We start from the raw sequence: 25,978 nt of genomic DNA, 5'->3' as shown, positions 1-25,978 counted from the left end.
AGATACCACCAAGCAACCAACCACGGCCATGCCTAGCGGAAGCGAGCTAGTTCAGGAAGCTGTGGGCCTCGTACAGGTAAGCCCCGTGTCGCCGCTTCTGCGGCAGCTTTGTCGCCATACTGGTTACGTGTCTGTACTACATTGCTGACCATCGTGATCAAAGGCTGCAATGATGCATCATGTACTGACTGAAGCCTGAATAGTATTGCTGATGCGCTTCCTGGATAGGTTGCAAGCGCCATTACCACCGCATCATGCGCGCCACTCTGCTCCCCGTTCCAATGTCTCAATATCGCAAGATTGGTTAGTACCAGGGGATAAGGTGCATATGCTGCCAGCTGCTCAAAGTGCTGCCGCTTGAGTACCATGTCTTTACGAGATGGATACAGGTAGTTAGACAGTCCCAATTCTGCCTCATACGACCAAAAAGGATTTAAAGATATCGACACCAATGCATCTACATTCCGTTCATTGGCTTTTGCGTTGGCAACGGGGAAAACAGCCTCTCGTAACTGAAAGAAATTAATCGCCCCGGTCCATAAATAAGCAAATGTACCAACCGCCAAAAATAGCGCCCCGGTTTTTCGCAACATAGACCGTACTGGAATCACTACCAAAGGCTGTGGCGACAGTGCCAGCACCATAAAAAACATAGTAGTAAAAGGCAGATACCACAGCGGATATTCAAACATGGAGTGACCTAAAATTGCTGCCATGATTAATATCAGGAAAGCATTTTCAGGGGTGGATTGCTCACGCTTGAAGAATGGCAAAAGACACACAGTTACAGCCACTGCCGCTAATAATGTGGCAGGAACTCCCGTTTCAGCCAGCAGCTGAGTAATAAGATTATGACTATGAGTAAACAATGCATTTTCCGGTATTTTATCCAACCCGGCAAATGCTTCCAGCCAGACAGACTGGTAGGCAAACCCGCCAAATCCGACCCCCAACCAAGGATAGGTCTGTACTACTTGAAACACTTTATGCCACTCAATACGGCGGCGCGCCCCAAAGCCAGCATCATTCAGTCGATCCAGTCCGCTACCGGCATCCACACCAACCAACCACTTGGCAATCAGATGCCCCCCCATCTGGGCCAACAATATGAACAAAGCACCCAGCACCAAGATGGCAAGCAGTCGACGGTTACCTGTCCGCACGAACCAGACCACAGCTAGCACGATTGCTGTCGCCGCATACGCCAAGGGAAGCCGTCCACCTGTCCAAGCCATTACTAGCGTCAACACCAGCATGGATGGGAGTACCAGCCAGATACGCAATTTACCCACCGCAAACAAATATGCAGCAGCAAATACCCCCCAAGCCAAGAACTGCGCCAATTGATTACGCTGACCAATGTTGCCAACAATATTGACCTGCTCGGCTCCCGGGGCATATACAAGATAGCCATGCGCCAAAGATGCCATACCCATTAGCTGTAGTCCGCCAATTATGGCTTGCAAAAGCGCTGCGACCAAAATGACACCAGCTAACATCACAACTATTTTTTCTCGCCCTAATTCTTGCTGTAGCGTGCCAATGTGCCCTACAGCAAAAATAACCACCAGCAAACTAGCCGCCTGAGACAGAGGTAAAAAATACAGGTTGTTCTTTTGCAATAAAAAAACGGGAACAAAAACTACTAGCCACCACAATAGCAACCATAGATTTGACCTAGGCCACTCAGACCGCGATTCCTTCAATAGCCCTACTAACAGCGCCGTTGCCAATAAGCCTAGCGTCAAGGCATGAGTCCACCAGTCGGCGGAGGGTACTGTGCGTACAAAGTTAAAAAACGGTAGCGCTACTGCCAAAGATAGCAATAGCACCATTAAAATCGCGTGTGATAATCGTGACATAGGGGTGATTATGATAAAAAAGGGTGCCGCAGCACCCTTTTTTAGAGATATAGAATATTAGGGGCGACAGTTAGACGGCAACCAGTTGGTTTCCATACCATTGGAGCCAGTGCACTTCCAAGTAATCGAACCCGAAGCTGCAGTCGGCGCCAAGCTAACAGTGACACCCGCAGAAACTTTCTGATTGTAAGTAATGGTAATCACACCGCTGGTACCTACTATTACAGAACTAACGGCATTACCCGATGGAGAGTCAGCCAGACCGGCAGACGCATTAGTGGTTGGCCACACTCCATTGGAAGAATAATACTCAGCCACCCCAGTCTTCGCAGCTCCAGCCAACTGCAAACCTTCCGAGACGTGTGCACGCTTGGTGTAATCCTGATACGCCGGAATCGCGATCGCAGCCAGAATACCGATGATCGCTACCACAATCATCAGTTCGATAAGGGTAAAACCTTGCTGAACTCGTTTCATTGAGCTTCCTCCTGAGTTACTGCCCTAAAAATCAAACCATTAGCCCCGGCAGTTGGAGGGCAATAGCGAAGTCAAATCATTGTCACCGGCACATTGCCAGCGGTAGGAGCCCGACACGTTCGCATCCGGTGCCAACCAGACATGTGCCCCGCTGGCAACTTTTTCATTCAACTGGATGCGGATGATCGATACCGTGCCCGAGATCATTACCCGCATTTCGGTAAATGCCTGCCCGGTATAATTCCCCGCCGGAAACAGGCCGGCACTGGCATTCGAACTGGGCCAGGCATTGTTGGCCGCGTGATATTCCTCGATAGAGGTTTTCGCCGCCCCCGCAATACCGAATGCCTCTGCAATGTAGGCACGCTTGGTGTAATCCATATAGGCCGGCAGCGCTATCGCTGCAAGAATGCCAATAATGGCCACAACCACCATCAGTTCGATCAGAGTAAACCCTGCCTGCTTTCGCCACATTCACCACACTCCCGAGGCAGCCATCTGACGGTGCCAGTTACACAGCAAGAACCGAACCCGGCGACGTAACTTATCTCTCCAGACTGGCCGGGCATTCCGCAAAGCGCTTTCCAGCCACCATATACGACAATGTTCTTTTGTCAATGATAGGTAATTCAATCCATTAAACATTGTCAGACAATGACAGCAGGTGACAATTTTTGTCAGCCTTGCCGATCTTCAGCTCTGCTAGCATGCCGCAAAACCTTTCTGTGGAATACCGCATGACCGCCTCCTCCAGCCACTGGCTGCAACGCAGCCGCGACGCCGTCTGGCACCCCTGCACCCAAATGAAACGCCACGAGCAGCTCCCCATCATCCCGATTGCCCGTGGTGACGGGGTCTGGCTGGAGGATTTCGATGGCAAACGTTACCTCGACAGTATCAGCTCATGGTGGGTCAATTTGTTTGGCCATAATCATGCGCGCATCAAAAATGCGATCAAGGATCAACTGGATTCGCTGGAGCACGTGATTCTGGCCGGTTTTACCCATCGTCCGGTAGTCGAGTTGTCTGAAAAGCTGCATGAATTAAGCGGACTAGGCCACGCGTTCTATGCTTCTGATGGCGCCAGTGCCACCGAAATTGCACTGAAGATGAGCTTCCATTATTGGCGCAACTGCGGCCAACCGGACAAGCACCGCTTCGTCAGCCTGCAGCATAGCTACCACGGCGAAACCGCCGGGGCGCTGGCGGTCACCGACGTTCCGCTGTTTTCCGCTACTTATGCGCCGCTGCTGCAAAGCAATTTGCGCGTCGCCTCGCCCGATGCGCGGCAGGCACAACCGGGAGAGAACGCTGCCGATGTCGCCCTGCGGGCGATTGCGGATGTAGAGAAGCTGTTCCGCCGCGAAGCCGGCCAGATTGCCGCCATCATCGTCGAGCCGCTCGTGCAGGGTGCCGCCGGCATGCTGATGTATGACCCGGTTTATCTCACCCGGCTGCGAGCGCTGTGCGACCGCTATCACGTACATTTGATCGCCGACGAGATCGCTGTCGGTTTTGGCCGTACCGGCACCCTGTTTGCCTGCGAGCAGGCAGGGATCAAGCCCGACTTTCTGTGCCTGTCCAAGGGCATTACCGGCGGTTATCTGCCGCTATCCTGCGTTTTGACCAGCGACGATATCTATAACGCGTTCTACGATGATGATGTAAGCCGTGGCTTTCTACATTCGCATAGCTATACCGGTAATGCGCTGGCATGCCGTGCCGCGCTGGAAGTGCTGGCCATTTTCGAGGAAGAGGATGTCCTGACCCGTAACGCGGAAAAAGCCAGCCTGTTCAACCAGCATCTTGCCTGGCTGCAAACCACGCCGGGTATCCGCCACATCCGGCAGCGCGGCATGATCTGGGCTTTTGATGTCGATACCTCGCGCAGCGACTTCAGCCTGGCATTCTTCCGCGCCATGCTGGATCGCGGCTGCCTGACGCGGCCGATCGGTAATACCGTGTACTTCATGCCGCCGTATGTACTGGAAGACAGCCATATGCGGCAGTTGTCGGAATGCACGCAGGAAGTGCTTGCCCTGCTGGCACAGGATAACGGCGCGCCAGGCCGCAGTCAGGACACCCCGCTACCCTAGCGCGGTTTTGCCAAATGCATAAACAACAGTAAACTATGTCGTTCCGATAAACGTAACCGGCAGGTCGAGCATGCTGAAATTGTCCGTTGCCCCCACCTATCTGGACTCATCGCTGGCGATGTCCGACCTGTCGCAGCTGGATGTCTGGTTACGGCAACAACCGCTGGGGCAGCCACTGGAATGTGCCGAGCAATTGCGCCAGGCTCTGGAGCAGCTCAACCGCGTGCGGCTGGCGCCGGCTCAGCGGGCCAAACTGCTGGAGCGGCATCATCAGGAGCACAAGCTGCTATTGCCATTGCTGGAAAGGTTGGCCGCAAATGGCGAGCTGACCACCCAGCACAAGGCCCGCCATGCCGCGCGGCTGGCACAGCAGCTGAGCACGGCGCTGCACACCGGCTACAAGCTGCTGGCCATGGAACGCAGCGAGGAACACGGCTTGCTGGTACTGGACAAGTACAAGACCGAAGCCCTGTGCCTGGCAATGCGCAGCGCGCGGCAAATGGCATTTCTGTATGCCCGCACCTACACCACCCTGCCGGAAGGTTTCTGGCACGACTGCCACCGCCTGTTTTTCTTCGCGCTGGAAAAAGGCTGGGAAAACACCCCGCTGCCCGGGCAGACCAAGAGCCCGGCACACTACTACCGTCAGCTATTGCTGCTGGGCATGACCGCCAGCAACCGCATGGCACCGGCACTGATCGACTACACCCTGCTGCTGATCCGCAAGCATGCCGACCTGCTTGATCTGCTGCATCTTGGCCACCTCACCAGCGGCCACGGCAGCTTTGCCTTCCAGCCGGGCGCCGACCTGCCACCCCGCTACATCAGCGAGGCACCCGACACGCCGGCGGCACAAGGCATCTGGGTGCTCGATACCCACGCGCTGGAAGCGGCACTGAAGAGCAAGCTGCAGAAACTGCAGTACCTGGCACGGCATCAGGACAATCCGTTCGAGCTGGAAGAAGAAGTCCAGCACGTGCTGTATCTCACCATGGAATGGCAAAGTTCGATCCAGCGCCGCCATGAACGCCTGCCCAGCACGGAAGAAGTCGAGCTGGTCAGCAGCCTGTCCACCATCTGGTTCATCAGCAATGGCGCCGCCTGGACCTTCCCCAATGGCGAGGCACTCCCCACCGAACTGCTGCCGGCCAATACCATGTACGGCAAACAGCCGCGCCTGCCCCCGCTGCCGGTCAAGCTCAAGGTGGTCAACACCAGTGCATCCGGCATGCTGCTGCGCGGCGAGGCGCAATACCACCCGCTGCGCGCCGGCGAGCTGCTGCTGCTGCGCCATCCGGGCCAGCCGTGGCAACTGGCGGTGGCGCGCTGGGTCAACCTGTGCGGCGAGCAGATGGAAACCGAATGCGGCGTCGAGATCCTGGGACCGCAGCCGGAAGCCGTCATGCTGCTGCCGCTGTTGACCCATCCCAACGATCACTACCACATGGCCCTGCGCCTGCCGGCCATGCCTCGGCCGGGCAAACAGCCGCTGCTGGTGATTCCGGATCGCCAGTACCAGCGCCAGCGCGAGTTTTACCTGCTGGATCGCCACGGCCGCCAGGTCATCTGCACCACTTCGCTATCGCTGCAGACCGCCAGCCACCAGTTTGTCGAATACCGCCCCAGCGCACTGTCTGCCGCAACGCACCATCCGTCGCGAATCGGGTAAACTGGCCCTCCGTTTCTCAAGTAACAGGAAGCAGTGCGGATGCAATCGGTGATACACACGGCCACGCGCATCGTGGTCAAGGTCGGCTCCAGTCTGGTTACCAATGATGGCAAGGGTCTGGACCATGCCGCACTTGCCCGCTGGGCTGCGGAAATCGCCGAATTGCGCCGCCGTGGCAAACAGGTGGTGCTGGTTTCCAGCGGCGCCATCGCCGAAGGCTGCCAGCGTCTGGGCTGGAGCAAGCGCCCGAAAGCGGTACACGAACTGCAAGCCGCCGCCGCGGTCGGCCAGATGGGCTTGTGCCAGGCCTATGAGAGCGCCTTCCGCGAATACGGCCTCAAGACCGCGCAGGTACTACTGACCCACGAAGACCTGTCCGACCGCCTGCGCTACCTCAACGCCCGTACCACCATCGCCACCCTGCTCACCCTGGGCGTGGTGCCGATCATCAACGAGAACGATACCGTGGTCACCAGCGAGATCCGCTTTGGCGACAACGACACCCTCGGCGCGCTGGTCACCAACCTGATCGAGGCCGACGCGCTGGTCATCCTCACCGACCAGAAAGGCCTGTACACCGCCGACCCGCGCAAACAGCCGGATGCCCAGTTCGTGCACGAAGCCGAAGCCGGCACCCCCGAGCTGGAAGCCATGGCCGGCGGCGCCGGCTCCAGTGTTGGCACCGGCGGCATGTACACCAAGATCATCGCCGCCAAGCGCGCGGCGCGCAGCGGGGCCGATACCGTGATTGCCAGCGGTCGCGAAATGAACGTGCTGTCGCGTCTGGCGGACGGCGAAAGCATCGGTACCCAGCTGAATGCGCCGACCACCCGCCTGGCCGCCCGCAAGCAGTGGCTGGCCGACCACCTGCAACTGTCGGGCAAGCTGGTGCTGGATGCCGGCGCAGCATTGGCGGTACGCGCCAAAGGCACCAGCCTGCTGCCGATCGGCGTTATTGCGGTGGAAGGCAGTTTCCTGCGTGGCGATGCCGTCGCCTGTGTCGACGAGCAGGGTGCCGAAGTCGCCCGCGGCCTGGTGAACTACAGTTCGGAAGAAGCGCGGCTGATCATGAAAAAGGCCACCCGCGACATTGAAGGCGTGCTGGGCTATCTGGTGGAGCCCGAGCTGATCCACCGTGACAATATGGTCACGCTGTAAGCCCCGATTCGCAAACAGCAATGCGGCCAACGTTGGCCGCATTATTCATGTTCAGGCAGCAATAAAAACGGCCCGTACCGGCAGGTAACGGGCCATTTTTGCCAGTGCGGATCAGGAAGCGTCGCGATTACTGTCGTCGTTGTTGCTTGCCTGCTGCTGGCGGCTGCTGCGATTGCTCTCCGCCACGCGCATGATCACGTAAGCCACCATGGCGCACAGGAAGAACAGCAGCATCACCCAGGAAATCTGCGACAGGGTATCGATGGCGGTACGGTAGATTTCCACCACCCAGCGCGGGCCATTCAGCTCCATGGTCTGTTCGCGGCCGTTCTGCAGGTATTTCTGGATTTCCCACATGTTCACGCCGCCGGACACCCCGACCACCACGATGGCGAAGCTCATGTACTTGCGCCAGGCATCGGTCAGCTCCGGACCGATGATGCGGTTGAGAATCTTGGTGATGGCATCACTGAAAAACCGCGCCACCAGTAGCGAGGTAGCCAGCGCCACCGCCAGCGTCACGACCAACAAGGCGTAAAACATGTTTGCTCTCCGAGCTTGATAGTGTCCGGCATTGTACGCCGCTTTGGCCTTATCCGGCGTGCGCCAGCAAGGCGGCGAAGCGCGGCAACAGCGTGGCGGCCTCCGGCGTCGGCGCCACCCCCGCACGCAGCGCGACAACCGGCTGCTGTTCCTTTTCCAGTGCCGGGGTCAGCACATCGATCAGGCTCACACTCGCAGCGGTGTCGAATTCCGGATGGAACTGCACGCCCCAGCTGCGGCCAACGCGAAAGGCGTGATGCGGCTCGAAGGCATTGGCCGCCAACACCGTCGCGCCCGGTGGCAGGCGCAGCACGCTCTGCCAGTGCAGCGCCTGGGCGGCAAACTGTGGCGGCATGGCGTCGAACAGCGCATCGCCGGCCGCCGCCGGCTGGCGCTGTACCTGCACGGTGCCCACCTCCGGTCCGCCCGGATGGTAGCCCACCTCGCCACCCAGCGCGTGCGCCAGCAACTGGTGGCCAAAGCAGATGCCCAGCAGCGGCACGTTGGCCGCATGTGCCTCGCGCAGCCAGGCCGCCGCTTCCTCGCTCCAGTCGGCGCGGTCGCTGACCATCGCCGGCGAACCGGTGATGATGGCGCCGGCCACCTCGGCCACCGCCGGCAGCGCTTCGCCGCCGGTGACGTCCACCACGCGCCACGCCGCGGCATCGCTACCCAGCTCGCGGACAATCCAGTGTTCGAAATTGCCGTGCTCGGCCTGTACCGCCGCGTGCGGTTCTCCGGTCTTGATGATCAGTCGCTGTTTCATGATTCGATGGGTAAACCGAAGTGGGTGTAGGCCAGCGCGGTGGCCATGCGGCCGCGCGGCGTGCGTTGCAGGTAGCCCTGCTGGATCAGGAACGGTTCGATCACGTCCTCGATGGTATCGGTGGATTCGCCGATGGCGGCCGCCACGTTGTCCAGCCCCACCGGTCCGCCGCCGAACTTGTCGAGGATCGCCTGCAGCAGCTTGCGGTCCATCACGTCCAGCCCGGCCGGGTCAACGTCCAGCATCGCCAGCGCCGCATCGGCCACCTGGGCGCTGACCACACCGTCGGCCTTCACCTCGGCATAGTCGCGCACCCGACGCAGCAGGCGGTTGGCGATACGCGGCGTGCCGCGCGAGCGACGCGCCACCTCGAAGGCACCATCGTCGGCCAACTGCACATTCAGCAGCCCGGCGGAGCGGCTGACGATGCGCGTCAGCTCCTCGGCGGTGTAGAACTCCAGCCGCGCCACGATGCCGAAACGGTCGCGCAGCGGGTTGGTGAGCATGCCGGCGCGGGTGGTAGCGCCCACCAGCGTGAACGGTGGCAGGTCGATCTTCACCGAGCGCGCCGCCGGGCCTTCGCCGATCATGATGTCGATCTGGTAATCCTCCAGCGCCGGGTAGAGGATTTCCTCCACCACCGGGCTCAGACGGTGGATCTCGTCGATGAACAGCACATCGTGCGGTTCGAGGTTGGTGAGCAGCGCCGCCAGGTCGCCGGCGCGCTCCAGCACCGGGCCGGAGGTCTGCCGCAGGTTGACGCCCATCTCGCGCGCCACGATGTGCGCCAGCGTGGTCTTGCCAAGACCCGGCGGGCCGAACAGCAGCACGTGGTCCAGCGCCTCGCCGCGCTTTTTCGCCGCTTCGATGAAAATTTCCAGCTGCTCGCGCGCCTTCTTCTGGCCCACGTACTCGTCCAGCACTTTCGGGCGCAGCGCGCGCTCCATCGCCTCTTCCTGCTGCGACAGGCTTTGCTGGGTGACGATGCGGCGCTCCGGCGCGCCGCCCATCAGGTTGTCGGTCTGGATCATGTAACAGTCGCTCGCAATAGATTGCGCGATGTTACCACCGCTATACTCGCCCTTGCCTTCCGATACCGGATGGCACGTACGTCTTCGGGGCGGGGTGCAACTCCCCACCGGTGGTAAGGCCGCAAGGCCAAGCCCGCGAGCGCCTTCACCTGAAGGGACAGCAGATCTGGTGCGAATCCAGAGCCGACGGTAACAGTCCGGATGAAAGAAGATGACGCCAGTACCGCGCCATGCGCGGCGCTGTGTCTGCGCGCGCAATCCGCGTAGCGCAAGGTTGGCCGCAAGGCCGCCGCTTCCTGCCCGGTGACGTGTTTCTCAAACGCCGTACTTGAGGACCGTTCCCATGAATGCCAACACCGATATCCTTTCCCTGCGCATCCACGCCGCACTCGACGCGCTGCGCCGCGGCCTGCCAGTAATCGTCGCCGACGACCACGACCGTGAAAACGAAGCCGACCTGATCCTGGCTGCCGACGCCCTGACCGTGCCGGAAATGGCGCGCATGATCCGCGACTGCAGTGGCATCGTCTGCCTGTGCCTGACCCCGGAACACGCCGCGCGGCTGGAACTGCCGCCGATGGTGCCCAACAACGGCAGCCGCTACGGTACCGCCTTCACCGTCAGCATCGAAGCCGCCGAGGGCGTGAGCACCGGCGTTTCCGCCGCCGACCGCACCACTACCATCCGCGCCGCCATCCACCCGCAGGCTGTACCTGCCGACTTGGCCCGCCCCGGCCACGTCTACCCGCTGATTGCCCGCGCCGGGGGTGTGCGCGAACGCCGCGGCCATACCGAATCGGCTGTGGAGCTGGCGCGCCTGGCCGGTTTCAGCCCGGCCGGCGTGCTGTGCGAGCTGATGAACCCGGATGGCAGCATGATGCGCGGCGCCGAACTGGACGCTTACGCCGAGCGCCACGGCCTGCCGCAACTGACGGTGGCCGAGCTGGTGGAATGGCTGGAGCGCAACGCGCATTGAGCTAGCTGGGCCGCACGCAGCCCGGACAAGCGCAGCGCATCCGGGACGAAGATTTGCGGCCAACCTTTGCCTTACGCGGTAAACGTTGGGCCTCGCTGCGCTCAACCCAACCTACGCACTACACAAGAATCAGCACCGAACCGGCGCGCCCCACTCCCGTTGGCGCGAGCCGGGCAAAATGGTGCGCCCCAGGTGTTAAGCCGCCGCTTTGTTTGAGCCGCGCGACGTTAGCGCGCGGCGAGTTCGGCGGCGCCGGGGCGTGCCTTTTTGCCCGGGGTTTCGAGCAGCCGTCGGGGAGCCGGGGATTGTTAAGGGGGCGGCGGTCGCCCCCTTAACCCGTCCGCCGGGTGGAACCGGCGACTGCAACCATCATCCGCGTAGCGGACTCCACGCCACCAAAGAACGTTGGCCGCAAACCGGCAACGGCTTGCGGCCAACGTTTCATACCCGGCAAGGCTACTTCGCCTTGCGGCCGCCACCATTACCCGGCTTGAGGCGGATCGACACCCCGCCGCGTCCGCCTGGCGCCTTGTATACCTCGAACCAGCCGGACTTCACCACCAGGTCGGACAACTTGGCAAAGCCGTAATTGCGCGGGTCGAAGTCCGGCATCCACTGGCCGAGCAGGCTGCCGACGCCGCCCAGGTCGGCCCAGCCCTCGTCGTCGTCCATGCTCTCGATGCCCTTCTGGAACTGCGCGCGCAGCTTTTTATCCAGCGGTCGCAGTACCCGCGCCGCCGGCGGCTGCCGGCCGCTGTCGGGCATGCCGTCCTTGCTGCCGGGCTCTTCCGCCTTGCCGGCCACGTCGGCCAGCGCCAGCACTTCCACGTACACGAACTTGCTGCAGGCATTGACGAAGGCACCCGGCGTTTTCTCCTCGCCGAAGCCCCACACCTCCAGTCCGTCCTCGCGCAGCCGCGTCGCCAGCCGCGAGAAATCGCTGTCGCTGGAGACCAGGCAGAAGCTGTGATAACGGCCGGAGTGCAGCATGTCCATGGCGTCGATCACCAGCGTGATGTCGGAGGCGTTCTTGCCCTTGGTGTTGGGGAACTGCTGGATGGGGTGGATGGCGAAGCGCGCGCACAAATCGCGCCACGCCTTGTCGTGACGGCTGAAGTCGCCGTAGACGCGCTTGAGCGCCAGCACCCCCAGCTTGCCGGCCTCTTCCAGCACATCCTCGATCCAGGCCGGCGACACGTTGTCCGCGTCGATCAGTACCGCTACGTTGGCCATATCGGCTCCTTGTTATTTAGCGCCCGCCGGCCACATCCAGCAGATGCCCGGTGGTAAACGACGCCTCATCCGACAGCAGCCACAGAATGGCGGCCGCTACTTCTTCCGGCTGGCCGCCGCGCTGCATCGGTACCGCGCTTTTCACCCGCTCGACACGGTCCGGCTCGCCGCCGTCGGCGTGCATGTCGGTGTAGATGAAACCGGGGCGCACGCCGTTGACGCGGATGCCCTCGCCCGCCACTTCCTTGGCCAGCCCCATGGTCAGCGTATCCAGCGCGCCCTTGCTGGCGGCGTAGTCGACGTACTCATTCGGCGAGCCGATGCGCGCCGCGGCGGAGGAAACATTGACGATGGCGCCACCCTGCCCGCCGTGGCGGGTGGACAGCCGCTTCACCGCCTCGCGGCAGCACAGCAGCGGCCCCAGCACATTGGTGGCCAGCACCCGCTGCCAGCGCGCCATGCTCATTTCGTCCAGCCGCATCTGCTGCTCCAGCACGCCGGCGTTGTTGACCAGCGCCGACAGCGGCCCCAGTGCCGCTTCGCACTCGGCGAACATGCGCAGCACGTCCACCTCGTCCGCCACGTTGGCCGCAATCGCCACCGCCTGGCCGCCGCTGGCGCGGATATCTGCCACCACCGCTTCTGCCGCCGCGTGGTTACGGTGGTAGTTCACCGCTACCGCGTAGCCCTGCTGCGCGGCCAACCTTGCGGTGGCAGCGCCGATGCCGCGGCTGGCGCCGGTGATCAGCAGCACCTTGCTCATGTTCAGCCCTTCATCAGGTTCTTCAGCGCCAGCCGCACGCCGTCGCTGACGGTCACATCCGCCGGCAGACCCTTGGTGGCCGCGGCGGCTTCTTTTTCGTTGTAGCCCAGCGCCAGCAGCGCATTGACGATGTCGCTCTTTTCATCCGGCGTGGCGGCAAACGGCAGCCCGCCCGGCACGGTGAGGTTGCCGCCGGTAGCCAGCTTGCCGCGCAGCTCCAGCACCAGCCGCTCGGCGGTTTTCTTGCCAATGCCCGGCACGCTGGAAAGCCTCTTGATGTCCTCGCTGGCAATGGCGATAGCCAGCTCGTCGGCGGTCATGCCGGACAAAATCGCCAGCGCGATCTTGGCACCGATGCCGGTGACCTTGATCAGCTGGCGGAAGGTTTCGCGCTCGTCGCGGCTGCCGAAGCCGAACAGCAGGTGCGCATCCTCGCGCACCACCAGATGGGTGAACAGCGTCACCTTCTGCCCCAGCGCCGGCAGCTGGTAGAAGGTGGTCATGGTCACATCCACGTCGTAGCCGACGCCGTTCACGTCGACGGTGATTTGCGGCGGCAGTTTTTCGATCAGGTTGCCGGTGAGTCGTCCGATCATGCGGGTGCTTTCAAAAGGTTGGCCGCAGCGCGGCACTCAGGAATACAGGAACAGGATCAGCGCCATTGCCAGCGGGTACAGGTTGGCCGCAACAATGGTCTGGATGATGGCCGGGCGCAGCCGGGCCGGTTGCGCCGCATTGTGCCACAGCGTGCTGGCCGCCCGCGCCGACAGCGCCCACAGCGGCAGCAACAGCCATACCGGCCACGGCAGCTGGCCGGCCAGCACGCCAGCAGGCAGCAGCAAGGCCGCCGTGCCGGTCAACAGCAGATAGCCCCAGCGCGCCTGCGCCGGTGGCAACCGCACCACCCAGTGGCGCTTGCCGGCCAGCGCATCGGCGTCGCGATCCGGAAACTGGTTGATGTACAGCAGCGCGGCGGCCAGCAGGCCGTAGGGCAAGGCCGCCAGCAGCAGCGGCAGCGATGGCGAGCCGGTGAGCAGCACCTGCGCGCCCAGCGGCAGCAGGGTGAAGCACAGCAGCACACAGACCTCGCCCCAGCCCCGGCTGTTCAGCCGCAGCGGCGGCGCCGAATAGCCCCAACCCAGCACCACGCCGACAAAGCCGATGGCCAGCAACCACGGCCCGCGCAGCCACACCAGCAGCAGGCCGCCGGCAATCACCAGCGCGAACAGGCCCAGCGCCAGCCGCGCCATGTCGTGGCGGCTGAGCACCGCGTTCTGGATGAAGCGGCTGCCGCCGGTAAACGGAAACTGCCGCGCCACGTTGGCCGCATCGCTGCCGTTGTCGTGGTCGGCCACGTCATTGATCACGTTCACCGCCGCGTGGCACAGCAGCGCCAGCAACAGGGCCAGCAGCGCTTGCGGCCAACCTTGCTGCCAGGCAGCGCCGCTGGCGGCAAAGCCAAGCACTACACCGCCCAGGGTGAGCGTCAGAAAGGCCGGGCGGGTGGCCAGTAGCCAGCGCGAGGGGTGGACGGCCAGGGCGGCATAAGCCGGCTCGCCGGGGTGCAGGGAGGAAGATTTCATGGCTACGGTATACCGCAAAGCAGAACGTCATGCATCCGGCACGCAGCCGCTAGAATCGCCAGCCGCCGTGGGCACCGACCACGCCGGCCAACAATGCGGCCAACGTCAACAGCAGCAAGCCGACATGCAACCACTGCAGCAAGCGCATGCTGCCGGCCGGGTCGCGCACCGCTTTGTTGCGCAACCAGCGGTGGATGAACAGCGGCTCCAGCAGGAACAGCATCAGGAAGAACGGCAGCCAGGCGGCCAGCATCAGCTGCAGCCAGCCGGTATCCAGCAGCCGCGCCCAGCCGGCGGTGGCGTGCAGCATCCACAGCCCGCTGCCCAGCGTCAGCAGCACCCACAGCCGCGCCTGAGCGCCGAAGCGGTGCTCCACGGTCTCGAACAGCGTGTATTGCTGCTGCTCCGGAATATGGCGGCGGATGGCCGGGATCAGCACCACGGTGACAAAGGCCACGCCGCCCACCCACAGCAGGATGGCCAGCACGTGCAGGGCGCGGGCAATCGCATAGTCGTTCCACATGGCTGGCTCCGTTGAGTCTCGATACAGCAGTGTGCGTTCAGGCGCTGCGGCCAACCTTGGCTATGGACAAGAAAGCGTTGCATGACGCTAGCCGCTACGGCTACCCGCGCGACACCGGATTCGCCATGACGGGCGGCGTCAGCACGGCAACCACTTTGCCGGCGGCGCTATTGCTCAAAGCAGAGTCCTCGCCCATTGCCGCTCAATCCGGCGGGTTACACCAGCCGCCCGCCGCGTACCTTCAGCCCCTGCAGCGCCAGTTTGCCAATGGCACCGCCGCTGTGGTTGGCGTGGGTCAGCGCCACCGCCAGCGCGTCGGCGGCATCGGCCTGCGGCGTGCCGGACAGGTTGAGCATGTGCACCACCATGTACTGCACCTGCTCCTTCGGTGCCTTGCCCTGCCCCACCACCGATTGCTTGACCTGCAGCGCGGTGTACTCCGCCACCGGCAGGTCGCGCAGCACCAGCGCGGTCATGCAGGCGCCGCGCGCCTGACCCAGCATCAGCGTGGCCGCCGGGTTGACGTTGACGAACACCTGTTCCAGCGCCGACTCGGTGGGCTGGTAGGTGTCGATCACCTGGTGGATACCGGTTACCAGTACCTTGACGCGCTCGGCGAGGCTGGCCCCTTCCGGGGTGCGGATGGCACCGGAGGCGACGTAGTGGCGCTGGTTACCGACGATGTCGATGACCCCGAAGCCGGTGATGCGGCTGCCCGGATCGATGCCGAGGATGCGACGCTTCACGCTGGCGGCCAACCCTTGGCGATGGCATCGGCTTCTGCCAGTCGCTCCACGGTGCCGACATCCAGCCACAGCCCGTCGTGACGCGCGCCGCTGACCTGGCCGCGCGCCATCGCCACACGCAGCAGCGGCGCCAGCTTGGCCGGCTGGTGCGCCGGGGTAGCGGCAAACAAAGCCGGGTGGTACAGGCCGATACCGGAGAAGGTCAGACCGATGCCGTCGGCGGCATTGGCCGACAGACGGCCATCGGTCAGCAGGCCGAAGTCACCGCCGGGATGATGCGGCGGATTGGCCACCAGCAGCAGATGGGCCAGGTGACGCTCGCCATCCAGTGCGGCCAACGTTGGCCGCAGGGCGGCAAAGTCGACATCGGTGAGCACGTCGCCGTTCACCACCAGAAATGGCGCCGCGCCCAGCAGCGGTAAGGCGGTAGCGATGCCGCCGGCGGTTTCCAGCGCGGTGCCTTCGCGCGAGTAGGCGAGGCGCACGCCGTAGCGGCTACCGTCGCCCAGCGCGGCTTCGATCTGTTCGCCCAGCCAGGCGTGGTTGATGACGATGTCGCGAAAACCGGCGGCGGCCAACCTGCGGATATGCCACACGATCAGCGGTTGGCCGCCGACGTCCAGCAGCGGCTTGGGAGTGTGGTCGGTCAGCGGCCGCATGCGTTCGCCTCGGCCGGCGGCGAGAATCATCGCTTGCATGCGCTTACTGGTCCGACGATAGCTTGGTGGCGCTGAACACCGACTGGATGCTGTCGTCGTTGTCGTCCTCGTCCAGCCCGACCAGTTCCACGATCAGCTGGTACAGCGGCGCAAGCTCCTGGTAGCGGCGGGTGGTCTTCTTCAGGTACTTGATGAAGCGCGGAATCTCGCCACGGTATTTCTCCTTGCCGTCGCGGTGATACAGGCGGGCGAAGATGCCGACCACCTTGAGGTGACGCTGCACGCCCATCCACTCGAAATCGCGGTAGAAATCGTCGATCTGCTCCGGCACCGGCAGGCCGGCGGCACGCGCCTTTTCCCAGTAACGCACCACCAGATCGAGCACGAATTCCTCGTCCCAGCCGATGAAAGCGTCGCGCAATAGCGACACCAGGTCATAGCTGATCGGGCCGTATACCGCGTCCTGAAAGTCCAGCACGCCCGGGCGCTCCGGCGTCAGCATCAGGTTGCGCACGATGAAATCGCGGTGCACATACACCTTGGCCTGCGCCTCGATGCGCGGCAGCAACACTTTCAGCGCGGCATCCCAGCGCTGGCGCTGGGCGTAGGTGAACGGCTTGCCCAGCTCCTTGGCGGCAAACCACTCCGGGAACAGGCTGACTTCACGCGACAGCAGCGCATGGTCGTATTCCGGCAACACTGCCGGCTGGCTGATTTTCTGGATCGCGATCAGGGTGTCGATGGCTTCCAGCAGCAGGTGCTTGTGCACCAGCGGGCGCTCGTCGTGCTGCAGGGCGGCGAGGAAGGTGACCTTGCCCAGATCCTGCAGCAGCATGAAGCCCTGCTCGCGGTCGCGCAGCAGAATAGCCGGCACGTTGGCCGCCGGCGCCAGCACGTCGCGCACCGCCACGTAGGGGTCGGTATTCATCTGCTCCGGCGGCGCATCCATCACGATGCGGCTGCTGCCATCCGGGAAGATGGCACGGAAGTAACGGCGGAAATCGGCATCGGCGGCGGCAAACTCCACCGCGATGTCCTGACCTGGAAATTGCGTGGCCAGCCACGCCTTGAGGGCTTCGAGTCGCTGCATAGTCGCGTATATCGGCAAATTGGGTACAATGACGCGATTGTAACCCGCTTTCACCAGCCCCCACACTCAACCGACAGGCTGATGCCATCCATGCTCCCCCGCTTCCGTCTCGCCCCGCTGACTGCAGCCCTGCTGCCACTGTTCCTCACTCCCGCCGCACCGGCCGAGACCATCAAGGCGGGCGCCTTGCAGGTGGAAGCCGAGGCCATCTCCGGCCAGATGGACAGCCGCTTGCGTGCTACCGGTGCAGTCAAGGCTACCCGTGACCAGCAGCAGTTCGAAGCCGACTGGCTGGAATACTATGTCGTCAAGCAACTGGTGCGCGCCGGCGATCGCGCCCGCATGCGCCAGCCGGATGGCACCATAGACGCGGATGCGCTGGAAGCCTATCTCGCCACCGATACCGGTAGCGCCAAGAATGCCGATTTCTCCTTCGGGCAGGGCAAGCGCGTGCTGCGCGGCCATGCCGCCGCCCTGGAGATGCAGGGCAAGGGCACCTACCAGCTACAAAGCACCCGCGCCAATACCTGCGCGCCGGGTGATGACTCCTGGTACCTGAAAGCCGGCACCATCGATCTGGACTATGGCCGCAACGTCGGCGTCGCCAAGAATGCGCGACTGGAATTCGAAGGGGTGCCGATCCTGTACACCCCGTGGATGGACTTCCCGCTGGATGGCAACCGCAAGAGCGGGTTGCTGTTCCCGACCATCTCTACCGGCAGCGATGGTCTGGAAATCGCGCTGCCCTACTACTGGAATATCGCCCCCAATTACGATGCCACCATCACCCCGCGCTATATCGAGCAGCGCGGTACCATGCTGGGACTGGAAGGGCGTTACCTGCAGCCGGACTACAGCGGCAAGATCTACACCGAACAGTTGCCGGATGACCAGAAAGCCAACCGCAATCGTTCGCTGTGGGACATTGAGCACAAACAGACCCTTAGCGAGAGCGTGACCATCGGCCTCGATGGTCGCCATGTATCCGACGAAGATTATTACGACGACTTCGGCAACAGCAGCACCTCGGCCACCAGCAGCAACCTGCTGCGCGAAGCGTGGATCAATTACAACCCGGGCTGGGCCAACGTCAATCTCAGCGCCTCGCGCTACCAGACCCTGGCCGGCGGCACCGAGCAATACGCCCGCCTTCCCAAGTTGACCATCAGCAGCAGCAAGGAGCTGTGGGGCTTTACCGCCAACCTGGAAAGCGAGATCACCCGTTTCGAACACCGTACGCTGCAGGACGGCTGGCGTACCGTGGCTTACCCCAGCGTAACCTGGGGCGTAGACAAGCCGTGGGGCTTCTTCCAGGCCAAGTTCGGTATCCATCACACCCGCTACCAGCTGGATGCGTATAACGGCAATGCTGCCAATTCGCTGGATCGCACCCTGCCGATCACCACCGTGGACAGCGGCTTGACGTTCGAACGCAACACCAGCCTGCAAGGCAAGGACTTCACCCAGACGCTGGAGCCGCGGGTCTATTTTGTGCAGATCCCGCGGGTGGACCAGAGCAATCTGCCCAACTTCGATACCTCGGAAAACGACCTGAGCTTTGCCCAGCTGTTCAGCGAGAACCGCTTCTCCGGTTACGACCGCATCAACGCCGCCAAGAACATCACCACCGCGCTGACCACCCGCCTGCTGGATAACAGCAACGGCCTGGAACGTCTGCGCGTCGGCATCGGTCAACGCTTCTATCTGAGCGACGACGACATCACCCTCAGTGGCGAGGAATCGACCCGTACCGAGAACAGCTCCGATCTGCTGTCCACCATTGGCGGCGATCTGACCCAGGCATTGCGTCTGGATGCCACCTACCAGTACAACCAGTCGCAGAACAAGACCGAACGTTTCAGCAGCCAGCTGCGCTACAGCCCGGCGGCCGGCAAGGCGCTCAGCGTACGTTACCGTTTTGGCCGCAACGAGCTGCTGGACAACGACGGCAACTACGGCCCGCTGCGCACCATCGACCTGGCCGGCCAGTGGCCGATCGCCCGCAACTGGTACGCCGTAGCACGCCAGAACTACTCGCTGCAGGACAACAAGGTCTTGCAGCGGCTGGCCGGCGTGGAATACAACCAGGGCTGCTGGATCGTGCGGGTAGTCGGCGAACGCTACCTGACCAACGTCAACCAGTACAAGAATGCGGTGTACCTGCAACTGGAACTGAAGGACCTCAGCAGTCTCGGCAGCAACCCAATGGAAACGCTGCGCCTGGCCATTCCGGGCTACAGCAATATCAACAACATCGCGGATACCGAATGAAAAAGCTTCTTCTCGCTGCCGGCCTGATGGCCGGCCTGGCCACGCCGGCGTTTGCCATCAGTACCGCCGACCGCATCGTGGCGGTGGTCAACAATAGCGTGATTACCCGTTCCGATCTGGAAAAACGCCAGCAGGAAGTAACGGCCAACCTGCAGCACCAGAATATCGGCCTGCCGCCGGCCGAGCTGCTGTCGCGCCAGGTGCTGGACCAGATGATCAACGAACAACTGCAACTGCAGTTCGCCAGCAATAACGGCATCCGCGTCGGCGAACTGGAGCTGGACAGCGCCATGCAGAATGTCGCAACCCAGAACAAGACCGACCTGGCGGGGCTGCGCGCGCAGCTGGCCAAGGATGGCCTCACGCTGGAGCAGTTGCGCGAACAGGTCCGCAAGGACATGCTGCTGCAACGCGTGCGCGAGCGCGAGATTGCCAGCCGCGTCAATGTCAGTGACCAGGAAGTCGAGCAGGTACTGAAAAGCGCGATCGGCAGCAAGCACACCGAATACCATCTGGCGGTAATCCAGGTAAACGTGCCGGAGCGTGCCGATGTTGCCCAGATCGAACAGCGCCGCCAGAAACTGCTCAAGGCCGCCGCCGAACTGAAGGCCGGCAAGCCGTTTGCCCAGGTCGCTGCCAGCTACTCCGAAGCCCCCAACGCACTGCAAGGCGGCGACCTGGGCTGGCGTAACGCCACCGCGCTGCCGGCCGACTTCACCCAGATGCTGGACAAGCTGCCGGTGGGCGAAGTCACCGACATCGTGCGTGCCAGCGGCAGCCTGTACCTGTTCAAGCTGGTGGAAAAACGCAATGACAGCGCCCCGCAGTTCATCCAGCAATACCGGGTGCGCCATATCCTGATCAAGACCAACGAAGCCACCTCCGAGGCGGAAGCCTACACCCGCATCCTGCAAGTGCAGGACCGCCTGAAGCGCGGCGCCAAGTTCGAGGACCTCGCCAAGCAATTCTCCGAGGACGGCAGCGCCGCACTGGGTGGCGATCTGGGCTGGGTATCGGAAGGCGACATGGTGCCGGACTTCCAGCGCGCCTACCTCGCCCTGTCCGCGGGGCAGGTCAGCGAACCGGTGAAATCCCCGTTCGGCTGGCATCTGATCCGTGTCGACGAGATCCGCAGCCAGAACGTCAGCGGCGAGCGCGAGCGTCTGGCGCTGAAACAGCAGCTGCGCCAGCGCAAGATGGAGCAGAGCTACACCGACTGGCTAGAGCAGTTACGCTCCGCCGCCTTTATCGACGATCGCCTGATCGAGCAGTAAGCCCCTGCAGGGCCGGCCGAGGCCGGCCCTGATTGTTTTGCTGATGCGGCCAACGTTTGCTGGTTCCGTCCTCTTGATTTTGCCGGCCCGGACCGGCGCTGTTTGTTCCCGGTGCCCACCCATGACCCCGTCCCTCCCCGTACTGGCCATCACCGCCGGCGAGCCTGCCGGCATCGGTCCCGACATCGTATTGCGCCTGGCCGAACTGGCCCTGCCGGCACGGCTGGTGCTGATCGCCGACAAGAGCTTGCTGCAGCAGCGCGCCGCGCAACTGCAACTCGAGGTCAACCTGCAGGACTACCACCCGGACGCGACGCCGGCTGCCGGCGCGCTGGAAGTGCTGCACGTACCGTTGGCCGTACCGGCCGTAGCCGGGCAGCTGGATGCGGCCAACGGTCGCTACGTGCTGGCGACGCTGGATGCCGCCATCGACGGCTGCGTGCGCGGCGAGTTTGCCGCCATGGTCACCGCGCCGGTACACAAGGGCGTGATCAACGAAGCCGGCGTACCGTTTTCCGGTCATACCGAATACCTGGCCGAACGCACCGGCACCCCGCTGGTGGTGATGATGCTGGCCGGCGGCGGCATGCGCGTGGCGCTGGCCACCACCCACCTGCCGCTGCGCGCGGTACCGGATGCCATCACACAAGAGAGTCTGAGCGCGGTGCTCCGCATCCTGCACGCCGATCTGGTACACAAGTTCGGCATCGCCAAGCCGCGTGTGCTGGTGGCCGGCCTCAACCCGCATGCCGGCGAGAGTGGCCACATGGGGCGCGAGGAAATCGACGTCATCGAACCGGTGTTGGCCTCATTGCGCGCGGAAGGCATGCAGCTGATCGGCCCGCTGCCGGCCGACACGCTGTTCAACCCGGATAAGCTCGCCACCGCCGACGCGGTACTGGCGATGTATCACGACCAGGGCCTGCCGGTACTCAAGCACGCCAGTTTTGGCGCCGGCATCAACATCACCCTCGGCCTGCCCATCATCCGCACCTCGGTGGATCACGGCACCGCGCTGGATCTGGCCGGCAGCGGCCGCGCCGACCCCGGCAGCCTGTTCGAGGCCACGCAGCTGGCATTGACGCTGGCGGTAAGCCGCCGCACTTGAGCGCTGACCGCCGCTACTGCAGTGCACCAACAGCGATGGAAAACAACCGCATTGCCGGCACCGCATGGCGGCGGCCACTGCCGCCGGCAGCGCGGCACTAGCAGGGTCACAACTTGGCAGCTACTGCCTTTGCGACCGGTTTTTGTAGTGTGCCGACGACATTTCCGGCATGGCAGCAGTCGAACATTGCATGCAATCAACAATCTACATATAACCCTTCCGTGAGCGTCAATTTTCGCGACGCAGCATTTCAGCTACTATTGACCCCAATTTTTTGAAAACTTGACGAAGTTCAGGGGCATATGAGCACCACCACCCAGCAGCGGGTACGGGAAATTCCGTACAACTACACCTCGTATTCGGATCGGGAAATCATCATCCGGTTATTGGGCGAGCCGATGTGGCTTTTACTGGAAGAACTACGGGCAGAGCGGAAAACAGGCCGCTCTGCCCGTATGCTTTTCGAAGTCCTGGGCGACATCTGGGTAGTCGATCGCAACCCCTATCTGGTCGATGACCTGCTGGACAACCCGCAGCGTCTCACCGCGCTGGTGGGCGCCATGCGTCACCGCCTGACCGAGGTGGAAAAACGGCGCGAAGGCAATGACAAGGTTGGCCGCATGATTGCCGCCGCCCATGTGGCGGTAGACACTTTCGAGCAGCAGTTCGGCGAAACCCGCGAGCTGCGCGCCGCCATCCTCAAGCGCCTGGCCAAGATCACCCGCCGCGACAACATCCTGTTCGATGGTCTGGCCCGCGTGTCGCACGTCACCGATGCCACCGACTGGCGCGTGGAATACCCGTTCGTGGTGCTGTGCCCGGATACCGAGGCCGAGATCGCGCCGCTGGTGAAGGCCTGTATCGAGCTGGAGCTGACCATCATCCCGCGTGGCGGTGGTACCGGCTACACTGGCGGCGCCGTGCCGCTGGATCGCCGCAGCGCGGTGATCAACACCGAAAAACTCGACCGCCACATCGGCGTGGAATACATCGAACTGCCGGGGCTGGAAGGCAAGCATGCCACCATCCAGTGCGGCGCCGGCGTAGTCACCGCCCGCGTATCGGAAGCCGCCAGCGCTGCCGGCCTGGTGTTCGCCGTGGACCCGACCTCGGCCGAAGCCTCCTGTATCGGCGGTAACGTGGCGATGAACGCCGGCGGCAAGAAGGCCGTGCTGTGGGGCACCGCGCTGGACAACCTCGCCAGCTGGAAGATGGTGGACCCGAACGGCAACTGGCTGTTCGTGGAACGCCTGGGCCACAACTACGGCAAGATCCACGATGTGGACGTGGCCAGCTTCCGCGTCAGCCGCCTGCAGGACGATGGCAAGACGGTGATTTCCAGCGAGCAGCTGGACATTCCGGGCCGCACCTTCCGCAAGGTTGGCCTCGGCAAGGACGTGACCGACAAGTTTTTGGCCGGCCTGCCCGGCGTGCAGAAGGAAGGCACCGACGGCATCATCACCAGCGCGCGCTTCGTGCTGCACCGCATGCCCAGCCACATCCGCACCGTGTGCCTGGAATTCTTCGGCACCGTGGCCGAGGCCACCCCGGCCATCGTCGAGATTACCGACTACTTCAAGCCGAACGGCGCCGGGCTGAAAGCCGGCGTGCAGCTGGCCGGTCTGGAACACCTGGACTGGCGCTATGTGCGCGCCGTTGGCTATGCCACCAAGGCCAAGTCCAAGGGCCGCCCGAAGATGGTGCTGATCGCCGACATCGTCTCCGACGATGAAAACGCGGTGGCCGAGGCCGCCAGCCAGGTGGTGCGCTACGCCAACGCCCGCCACGGCGAAGGTTTCATCGCCGTGACCCCGGACGCGCGCAAGAAATTCTGGCTCGACCGTTCGCGCACTGCCGCCATCGCCCGCCACACCAACGCCTTCAAGATCAACGAAGACGTGGTGATTCCGCTGGATCGCCTCGGCGACTACAGCGACGGCATCGAGCGCATCAACATCGAGCTGTCCATCGCCAGCAAGATCAAGCTCTTGGCCCGTCTCACCGACTACTCCCACGGCCGCCTGCCGGTGGACAGCGAGGAACCCCTGTCCGCCGACGAGCTGATCGGCGACCGCCGCGAAACCGCGCTGGAGCTGATCGGCAAGGTGCGCGAGCGCTGGCAGTGGCTGCTGGACAACCTGGACCTGCCGCTGGGCAGCTATACCGGACGTTGGCCGCAAGCGCCGCTGGAAGACGCCGCGGCCAACCTGGAAAGCAGCGTGTTCATCGCCATGCGCGACTTCAAGCTGCGCGTCAGCTGGAAGCGCGAACTGCTGGCCGAGCTGGAAAGCCTGTTCGCCGGCAAGGCCGACGCGCCGGTGATGGACGCCATCCGCGTCATCCAGCAGAAAGTGCTGCGCGGCCGCGCCTTCGTGGCACTGCACATGCACGCCGGCGACGGTAACGTGCACACCAACCTGCCGGTGAACTCCGACGACTACGAGATGCTGCAGACCGCGCACCGCGCGGTGGAACGCATCATGGCGCTGGCGCGCGGCCTGAACGGCGTGATCTCCGGCGAACACGGCATCGGCATCACCAAGCTGGAGTTCCTCACCGAGGACGAGATCCAGCCGTTCCGCGACTACAAGGCGCGTGTCGACCCCAACGGCCACTTCAACAAGGGCAAGCTGCTGCCGGGCGCCGACCTCAGCATGGCCTACACCCCGTCGTTCGAGCTCTTGGGCGCCGAATCGCTGATTCTGGAACAGTCCGACATCGGCCAGATTTCCGACTCGGTGAAAGACTGCCTGCGCTGCGGCAAGTGCAAGCCGGTGTGTTCTACCCACGTGCCGCGCGCCAACCTGTTGTACAGCCCGCGCAACAAGATCCTCGGCGTCGGCCTGCTGACCGAAGCGTTCCTGTACGAAGAGCAGACCCGCCGCGGCGTCAGCCTGAAGCACTTCGAGGAGCTGTCGGACGTGGCCGATCACTGCACGGTGTGCCACCGCTGCGTGAAGCCGTGCCCGGTGAAGATCGACTTCGGCGATGTGTCGGTGGCGATGCGCAACTTCCTGCGCAAGACCGGCAACAAGAAGTTCAACCCGGGCACCGCGCTGGGCATGGCCTTCCTCACCGCCAAGGACCCGGCCACCATCAAACCCATCCGCGGCGGCCTGGTCGGCCTCGCCTACAAGGCGCAGCGGCTGGGCAACAGCATCGGCAAGAAGCTGGGCGTGACGGCCGCGCAAACCGCGCAACCGCCGGCCACGCTGGGCAAGCCGCCGATCAAGGCGCAGGTGATCCACTTCATCAACAAGCCGATGCCGGGCGGGCTGCCGAAGAAAACCGCGCGCGCGCTGCTGGACGTGGAAGACGGCAACGTGATCCCGGTGATCCGCAACCCGCAACTGAGCGAGGAAGCCGAGGCAGTGTTCTACTTCCCGGGCTGCGGCTCGGAGCGGCTGTTCAGCCAGGTTGGCCTCGCCACCCAGGCGATGCTGTGGCATGTCGGCACCCAGACCGTGCTGCCGCCGGGCTACCTGTGCTGCGGCTACCCGCAGACCAGCGCCGGCTACCAGGACAAGGGCGACGCCATCACCACCGAGAACCGCGTGCTGTTCCACCGCATGGCCAACACGCTGAACTACCTCGACATCAAGACCGTGGTGGTGAGCTGTGGCACCTGCTACGACCAGCTGGCCAACTACCGCTTCGAGGACATCTTCCCGGGCTGCCGCATCATCGACATCCACGAGTACCTGATGGAGAAGGGCCTGAAGCTGGACGGTATCGGCGGGCAGAAGTACATGTACCACGACCCGTGCCACACCCCGATGAAGGCTTACCAGCCGATCAAGGTGGTCAACGAGCTGATGGGCGGCGGCGTGGTGCAGAACGACCGCTGCTGCGGCGAATCCGGCACCTTTGCCGCCAGCCGTCCGGACATCGCCACCCAGGTACGCTTCCGCAAGGAAGAGGAGATCAACAAGGATCTGGCCAAGCTCGGCGAGTCCGAGCAGCCGGTGAAGATCCTCACCTCCTGCCCGTCCTGCCTGCAGGGTCTCTCCCGCTACAGCGACGACACCGGCACCCAGGCCGACTACATCGTGGTGGAAATGGCCAAACACATCCTGGGCGACAACTGGATGAAGGACTACGTGGAGAAGGCGCGCAACGGCGGCATCGAACGCGTGCTGCTGTAAATCGT

Annotated in this window: 22 protein-coding genes and 1 riboswitch; of the genes, 8 read left to right on the top strand and 14 right to left on the bottom strand. The window is 63.1% G+C overall.

The genetic code is table 11. The annotated features are described in order from the left end of the window. Positions 1–32: 32 nt before the first annotated feature. From HU218_RS03480 to HU218_RS03470, 3 genes are all read right to left on the bottom strand, one after another. Positions 33–1,748, bottom strand: a complete 1,716-nt coding sequence (locus tag HU218_RS03480) for a PglL family O-oligosaccharyltransferase (RefSeq protein ID WP_174873562.1) — start codon at positions 1,746–1,748, stop codon at positions 33–35. Between the two features lie 171 nt (positions 1,749–1,919). Next, on the bottom strand, positions 1,920–2,339 hold the full coding sequence (locus HU218_RS03475; RefSeq protein WP_174873561.1) for a pilin: 420 nt from the start codon (positions 2,337–2,339) through the stop codon (positions 1,920–1,922). Between the two features lie 39 nt (positions 2,340–2,378). After that, the gene (locus tag HU218_RS03470) at positions 2,379–2,813 is read right to left on the bottom strand and encodes a pilin (RefSeq protein WP_174873560.1); all 435 of its coding nucleotides are present in this window, start codon (positions 2,811–2,813) and stop codon (positions 2,379–2,381) included. Positions 2,814–3,076: 263 nt separating this feature from the next. Here HU218_RS03470 and bioA point away from each other — a divergent pair, with 263 nt between their 5' ends. From bioA to proB, 3 genes are all read left to right on the top strand, one after another. Then, the gene (gene bioA / locus HU218_RS03465) at positions 3,077–4,435 is read left to right on the top strand and encodes an adenosylmethionine--8-amino-7-oxononanoate transaminase (protein ID WP_174873559.1); all 1,359 of its coding nucleotides are present in this window, start codon (positions 3,077–3,079) and stop codon (positions 4,433–4,435) included. Positions 4,436–4,505: 70 nt separating this feature from the next. After that, positions 4,506–6,104: a hypothetical protein gene (locus HU218_RS03460; RefSeq protein WP_174873558.1), complete on the top strand. Its 1,599-nt coding sequence runs from the start codon at positions 4,506–4,508 to the stop codon at positions 6,102–6,104. 39 nt (positions 6,105–6,143) lie between these two features. Continuing rightward, a complete protein-coding gene (gene proB / locus HU218_RS03455) occupies positions 6,144–7,262 on the top strand; it encodes a glutamate 5-kinase (RefSeq protein WP_217450698.1) in 1,119 nt (372 codons plus the stop codon). A 111-nt stretch (positions 7,263–7,373) separates the two neighbouring features. Here the strand turns inward: proB and HU218_RS03450 are convergent, their stop codons facing one another. Genes HU218_RS03450 through ruvB form a run of 3 tightly spaced genes read right to left on the bottom strand, consistent with a single transcriptional unit; the run spans position 7,374 to position 9,602 of the window. Then, positions 7,374–7,805 (bottom strand): hypothetical protein, encoded by a 432-nt coding sequence (locus HU218_RS03450; RefSeq protein ID WP_174873556.1) that lies wholly within the window; start codon positions 7,803–7,805, stop codon positions 7,374–7,376. 49 nt (positions 7,806–7,854) lie between these two features. Then, on the bottom strand, positions 7,855–8,571 hold the full coding sequence (locus tag HU218_RS03445; RefSeq protein ID WP_174873555.1) for a glutamine amidotransferase: 717 nt from the start codon (positions 8,569–8,571) through the stop codon (positions 7,855–7,857). After that, on the bottom strand, positions 8,568–9,602 hold the full coding sequence (gene ruvB / locus HU218_RS03440; RefSeq protein ID WP_174873554.1) for a Holliday junction branch migration DNA helicase RuvB: 1,035 nt from the start codon (positions 9,600–9,602) through the stop codon (positions 8,568–8,570). Before ruvB ends, HU218_RS03445 begins: the two co-directional genes overlap by 4 nt. 76 nt (positions 9,603–9,678) lie before the next feature. Continuing rightward, positions 9,679–9,819: riboswitch (FMN riboswitch) on the top strand. 126 nt (positions 9,820–9,945) lie between these two features. On the opposite strand from ruvB, the gene ribB reads away from it, so the two are divergent. Then, positions 9,946–10,578, top strand: a complete 633-nt coding sequence (gene ribB, locus HU218_RS03435) for a 3,4-dihydroxy-2-butanone-4-phosphate synthase (protein WP_174873553.1) — start codon at positions 9,946–9,948, stop codon at positions 10,576–10,578. Between the two features lie 456 nt (positions 10,579–11,034). Here the strand turns inward: ribB and HU218_RS03430 are convergent, their stop codons facing one another. The 8 genes from HU218_RS03430 to amgK all read right to left on the bottom strand — a co-directional run bounded on the left by HU218_RS03430 (position 11,035) and on the right by amgK (position 17,175). Continuing rightward, positions 11,035–11,811, bottom strand: coding sequence for an NYN domain-containing protein (locus HU218_RS03430; protein ID WP_174873552.1), 777 nt, complete (start codon positions 11,809–11,811; stop codon positions 11,035–11,037). 16 nt (positions 11,812–11,827) lie between these two features. Continuing rightward, positions 11,828–12,574, bottom strand: a complete 747-nt coding sequence (locus tag HU218_RS03425) for an SDR family oxidoreductase (RefSeq protein WP_174873551.1) — start codon at positions 12,572–12,574, stop codon at positions 11,828–11,830. A gap of 2 nt (positions 12,575–12,576) precedes the next feature. Continuing rightward, positions 12,577–13,170 (bottom strand): Holliday junction branch migration protein RuvA, encoded by a 594-nt coding sequence (ruvA, locus tag HU218_RS03420; protein WP_174873550.1) that lies wholly within the window; start codon positions 13,168–13,170, stop codon positions 12,577–12,579. Positions 13,171–13,206: 36 nt separating this feature from the next. Beyond that, complete coding sequence (locus tag HU218_RS03415; protein ID WP_174873549.1) at positions 13,207–14,157, bottom strand: prenyltransferase; 951 nt, start codon at positions 14,155–14,157, stop codon at positions 13,207–13,209. 49 nt (positions 14,158–14,206) lie between these two features. Next, positions 14,207–14,680, bottom strand: coding sequence for a hypothetical protein (locus tag HU218_RS03410; RefSeq protein WP_174873548.1), 474 nt, complete (start codon positions 14,678–14,680; stop codon positions 14,207–14,209). A gap of 215 nt (positions 14,681–14,895) precedes the next feature. Further along, the gene (gene ruvC / locus HU218_RS03405; protein ID WP_174873547.1) at positions 14,896–15,426 is read right to left on the bottom strand and encodes a crossover junction endodeoxyribonuclease RuvC; all 531 of its coding nucleotides are present in this window, start codon (positions 15,424–15,426) and stop codon (positions 14,896–14,898) included. Next, positions 15,423–16,124, bottom strand: a complete 702-nt coding sequence (gene murU / locus HU218_RS03400; protein ID WP_174873546.1) for an N-acetylmuramate alpha-1-phosphate uridylyltransferase MurU — start codon at positions 16,122–16,124, stop codon at positions 15,423–15,425. The genes ruvC and murU overlap by 4 nt, the downstream gene beginning before the upstream one ends. 4 nt (positions 16,125–16,128) lie before the next feature. Beyond that, positions 16,129–17,175 carry an N-acetylmuramate/N-acetylglucosamine kinase AmgK gene (gene amgK / locus HU218_RS03395; protein ID WP_174873545.1) on the bottom strand — a complete coding sequence of 349 codons (1,047 nt, stop codon included), beginning with the start codon at positions 17,173–17,175 and terminating at the stop codon, positions 16,129–16,131. A gap of 81 nt (positions 17,176–17,256) precedes the next feature. On the opposite strand from amgK, the gene HU218_RS03390 reads away from it, so the two are divergent. The 4 genes from HU218_RS03390 to HU218_RS03375 all read left to right on the top strand — a co-directional run bounded on the left by HU218_RS03390 (position 17,257) and on the right by HU218_RS03375 (position 25,973). Further along, entirely contained in the window at positions 17,257–19,446 is a 2,190-nt protein-coding gene (locus HU218_RS03390; RefSeq protein WP_217450697.1) for an LPS-assembly protein LptD, read from the top strand. Further along, positions 19,443–20,720 carry a peptidylprolyl isomerase gene (locus HU218_RS03385; RefSeq protein ID WP_174873544.1) on the top strand — a complete coding sequence of 426 codons (1,278 nt, stop codon included), beginning with the start codon at positions 19,443–19,445 and terminating at the stop codon, positions 20,718–20,720. The genes HU218_RS03390 and HU218_RS03385 overlap by 4 nt, the downstream gene beginning before the upstream one ends. A gap of 121 nt (positions 20,721–20,841) precedes the next feature. After that, complete coding sequence (gene pdxA, locus HU218_RS03380) at positions 20,842–21,828, top strand: 4-hydroxythreonine-4-phosphate dehydrogenase PdxA (RefSeq protein WP_174873543.1); 987 nt, start codon at positions 20,842–20,844, stop codon at positions 21,826–21,828. Positions 21,829–22,130: 302 nt separating this feature from the next. Continuing rightward, positions 22,131–25,973 (top strand): DUF3683 domain-containing protein, encoded by a 3,843-nt coding sequence (locus HU218_RS03375; RefSeq protein WP_174873542.1) that lies wholly within the window; start codon positions 22,131–22,133, stop codon positions 25,971–25,973. Positions 25,974–25,978: the final 5 nt, after the last annotated feature.

Source organism: Vogesella oryzae (assembly GCF_902829295.1).
Taxonomy (GTDB): domain Bacteria; phylum Pseudomonadota; class Gammaproteobacteria; order Burkholderiales; family Chromobacteriaceae; genus Vogesella; species Vogesella oryzae.
Note: the sequence above shows the minus strand (reverse complement) of the source record. Positions and strands in the feature narration are given on the sequence as shown.

Coding starts and splice junctions, on each gene's coding strand:
- bioA (WP_174873559.1), top strand. CDS start 3,077: ATGACCGCCTCCTCCAGCCACTGGCTGCAACGCAGCCGCGACGCCGTC.
- HU218_RS03445 (WP_174873555.1), bottom strand. CDS start 8,571: ATGAAACAGCGACTGATCATCAAGACCGGAGAACCGCACGCGGCGGTA.
- HU218_RS03410 (WP_174873548.1), bottom strand. CDS start 14,680: ATGTGGAACGACTATGCGATTGCCCGCGCCCTGCACGTGCTGGCCATC.
- ruvB (WP_174873554.1), bottom strand. CDS start 9,602: ATGATCCAGACCGACAACCTGATGGGCGGCGCGCCGGAGCGCCGCATC.
- HU218_RS03450 (WP_174873556.1), bottom strand. CDS start 7,805: ATGTTTTACGCCTTGTTGGTCGTGACGCTGGCGGTGGCGCTGGCTACC.
- ribB (WP_174873553.1), top strand. CDS start 9,946: ATGAATGCCAACACCGATATCCTTTCCCTGCGCATCCACGCCGCACTC.
- HU218_RS03425 (WP_174873551.1), bottom strand. CDS start 12,574: ATGAGCAAGGTGCTGCTGATCACCGGCGCCAGCCGCGGCATCGGCGCT.
- HU218_RS03375 (WP_174873542.1), top strand. CDS start 22,131: ATGAGCACCACCACCCAGCAGCGGGTACGGGAAATTCCGTACAACTAC.
- amgK (WP_174873545.1), bottom strand. CDS start 17,175: ATGCAGCGACTCGAAGCCCTCAAGGCGTGGCTGGCCACGCAATTTCCA.
- HU218_RS03415 (WP_174873549.1), bottom strand. CDS start 14,157: ATGAAATCTTCCTCCCTGCACCCCGGCGAGCCGGCTTATGCCGCCCTG.
- HU218_RS03430 (WP_174873552.1), bottom strand. CDS start 11,811: ATGGCCAACGTAGCGGTACTGATCGACGCGGACAACGTGTCGCCGGCC.
- HU218_RS03390 (WP_217450697.1), top strand. CDS start 17,257: ATGCCATCCATGCTCCCCCGCTTCCGTCTCGCCCCGCTGACTGCAGCC.
- HU218_RS03475 (WP_174873561.1), bottom strand. CDS start 2,339: ATGAAACGAGTTCAGCAAGGTTTTACCCTTATCGAACTGATGATTGTG.
- murU (WP_174873546.1), bottom strand. CDS start 16,124: ATGCAAGCGATGATTCTCGCCGCCGGCCGAGGCGAACGCATGCGGCCG.
- pdxA (WP_174873543.1), top strand. CDS start 20,842: ATGACCCCGTCCCTCCCCGTACTGGCCATCACCGCCGGCGAGCCTGCC.
- HU218_RS03470 (WP_174873560.1), bottom strand. CDS start 2,813: ATGTGGCGAAAGCAGGCAGGGTTTACTCTGATCGAACTGATGGTGGTT.
- HU218_RS03460 (WP_174873558.1), top strand. CDS start 4,506: ATGCTGAAATTGTCCGTTGCCCCCACCTATCTGGACTCATCGCTGGCG.
- HU218_RS03385 (WP_174873544.1), top strand. CDS start 19,443: ATGAAAAAGCTTCTTCTCGCTGCCGGCCTGATGGCCGGCCTGGCCACG.
- ruvA (WP_174873550.1), bottom strand. CDS start 13,170: ATGATCGGACGACTCACCGGCAACCTGATCGAAAAACTGCCGCCGCAA.
- proB (WP_217450698.1), top strand. CDS start 6,144: ATGCAATCGGTGATACACACGGCCACGCGCATCGTGGTCAAGGTCGGC.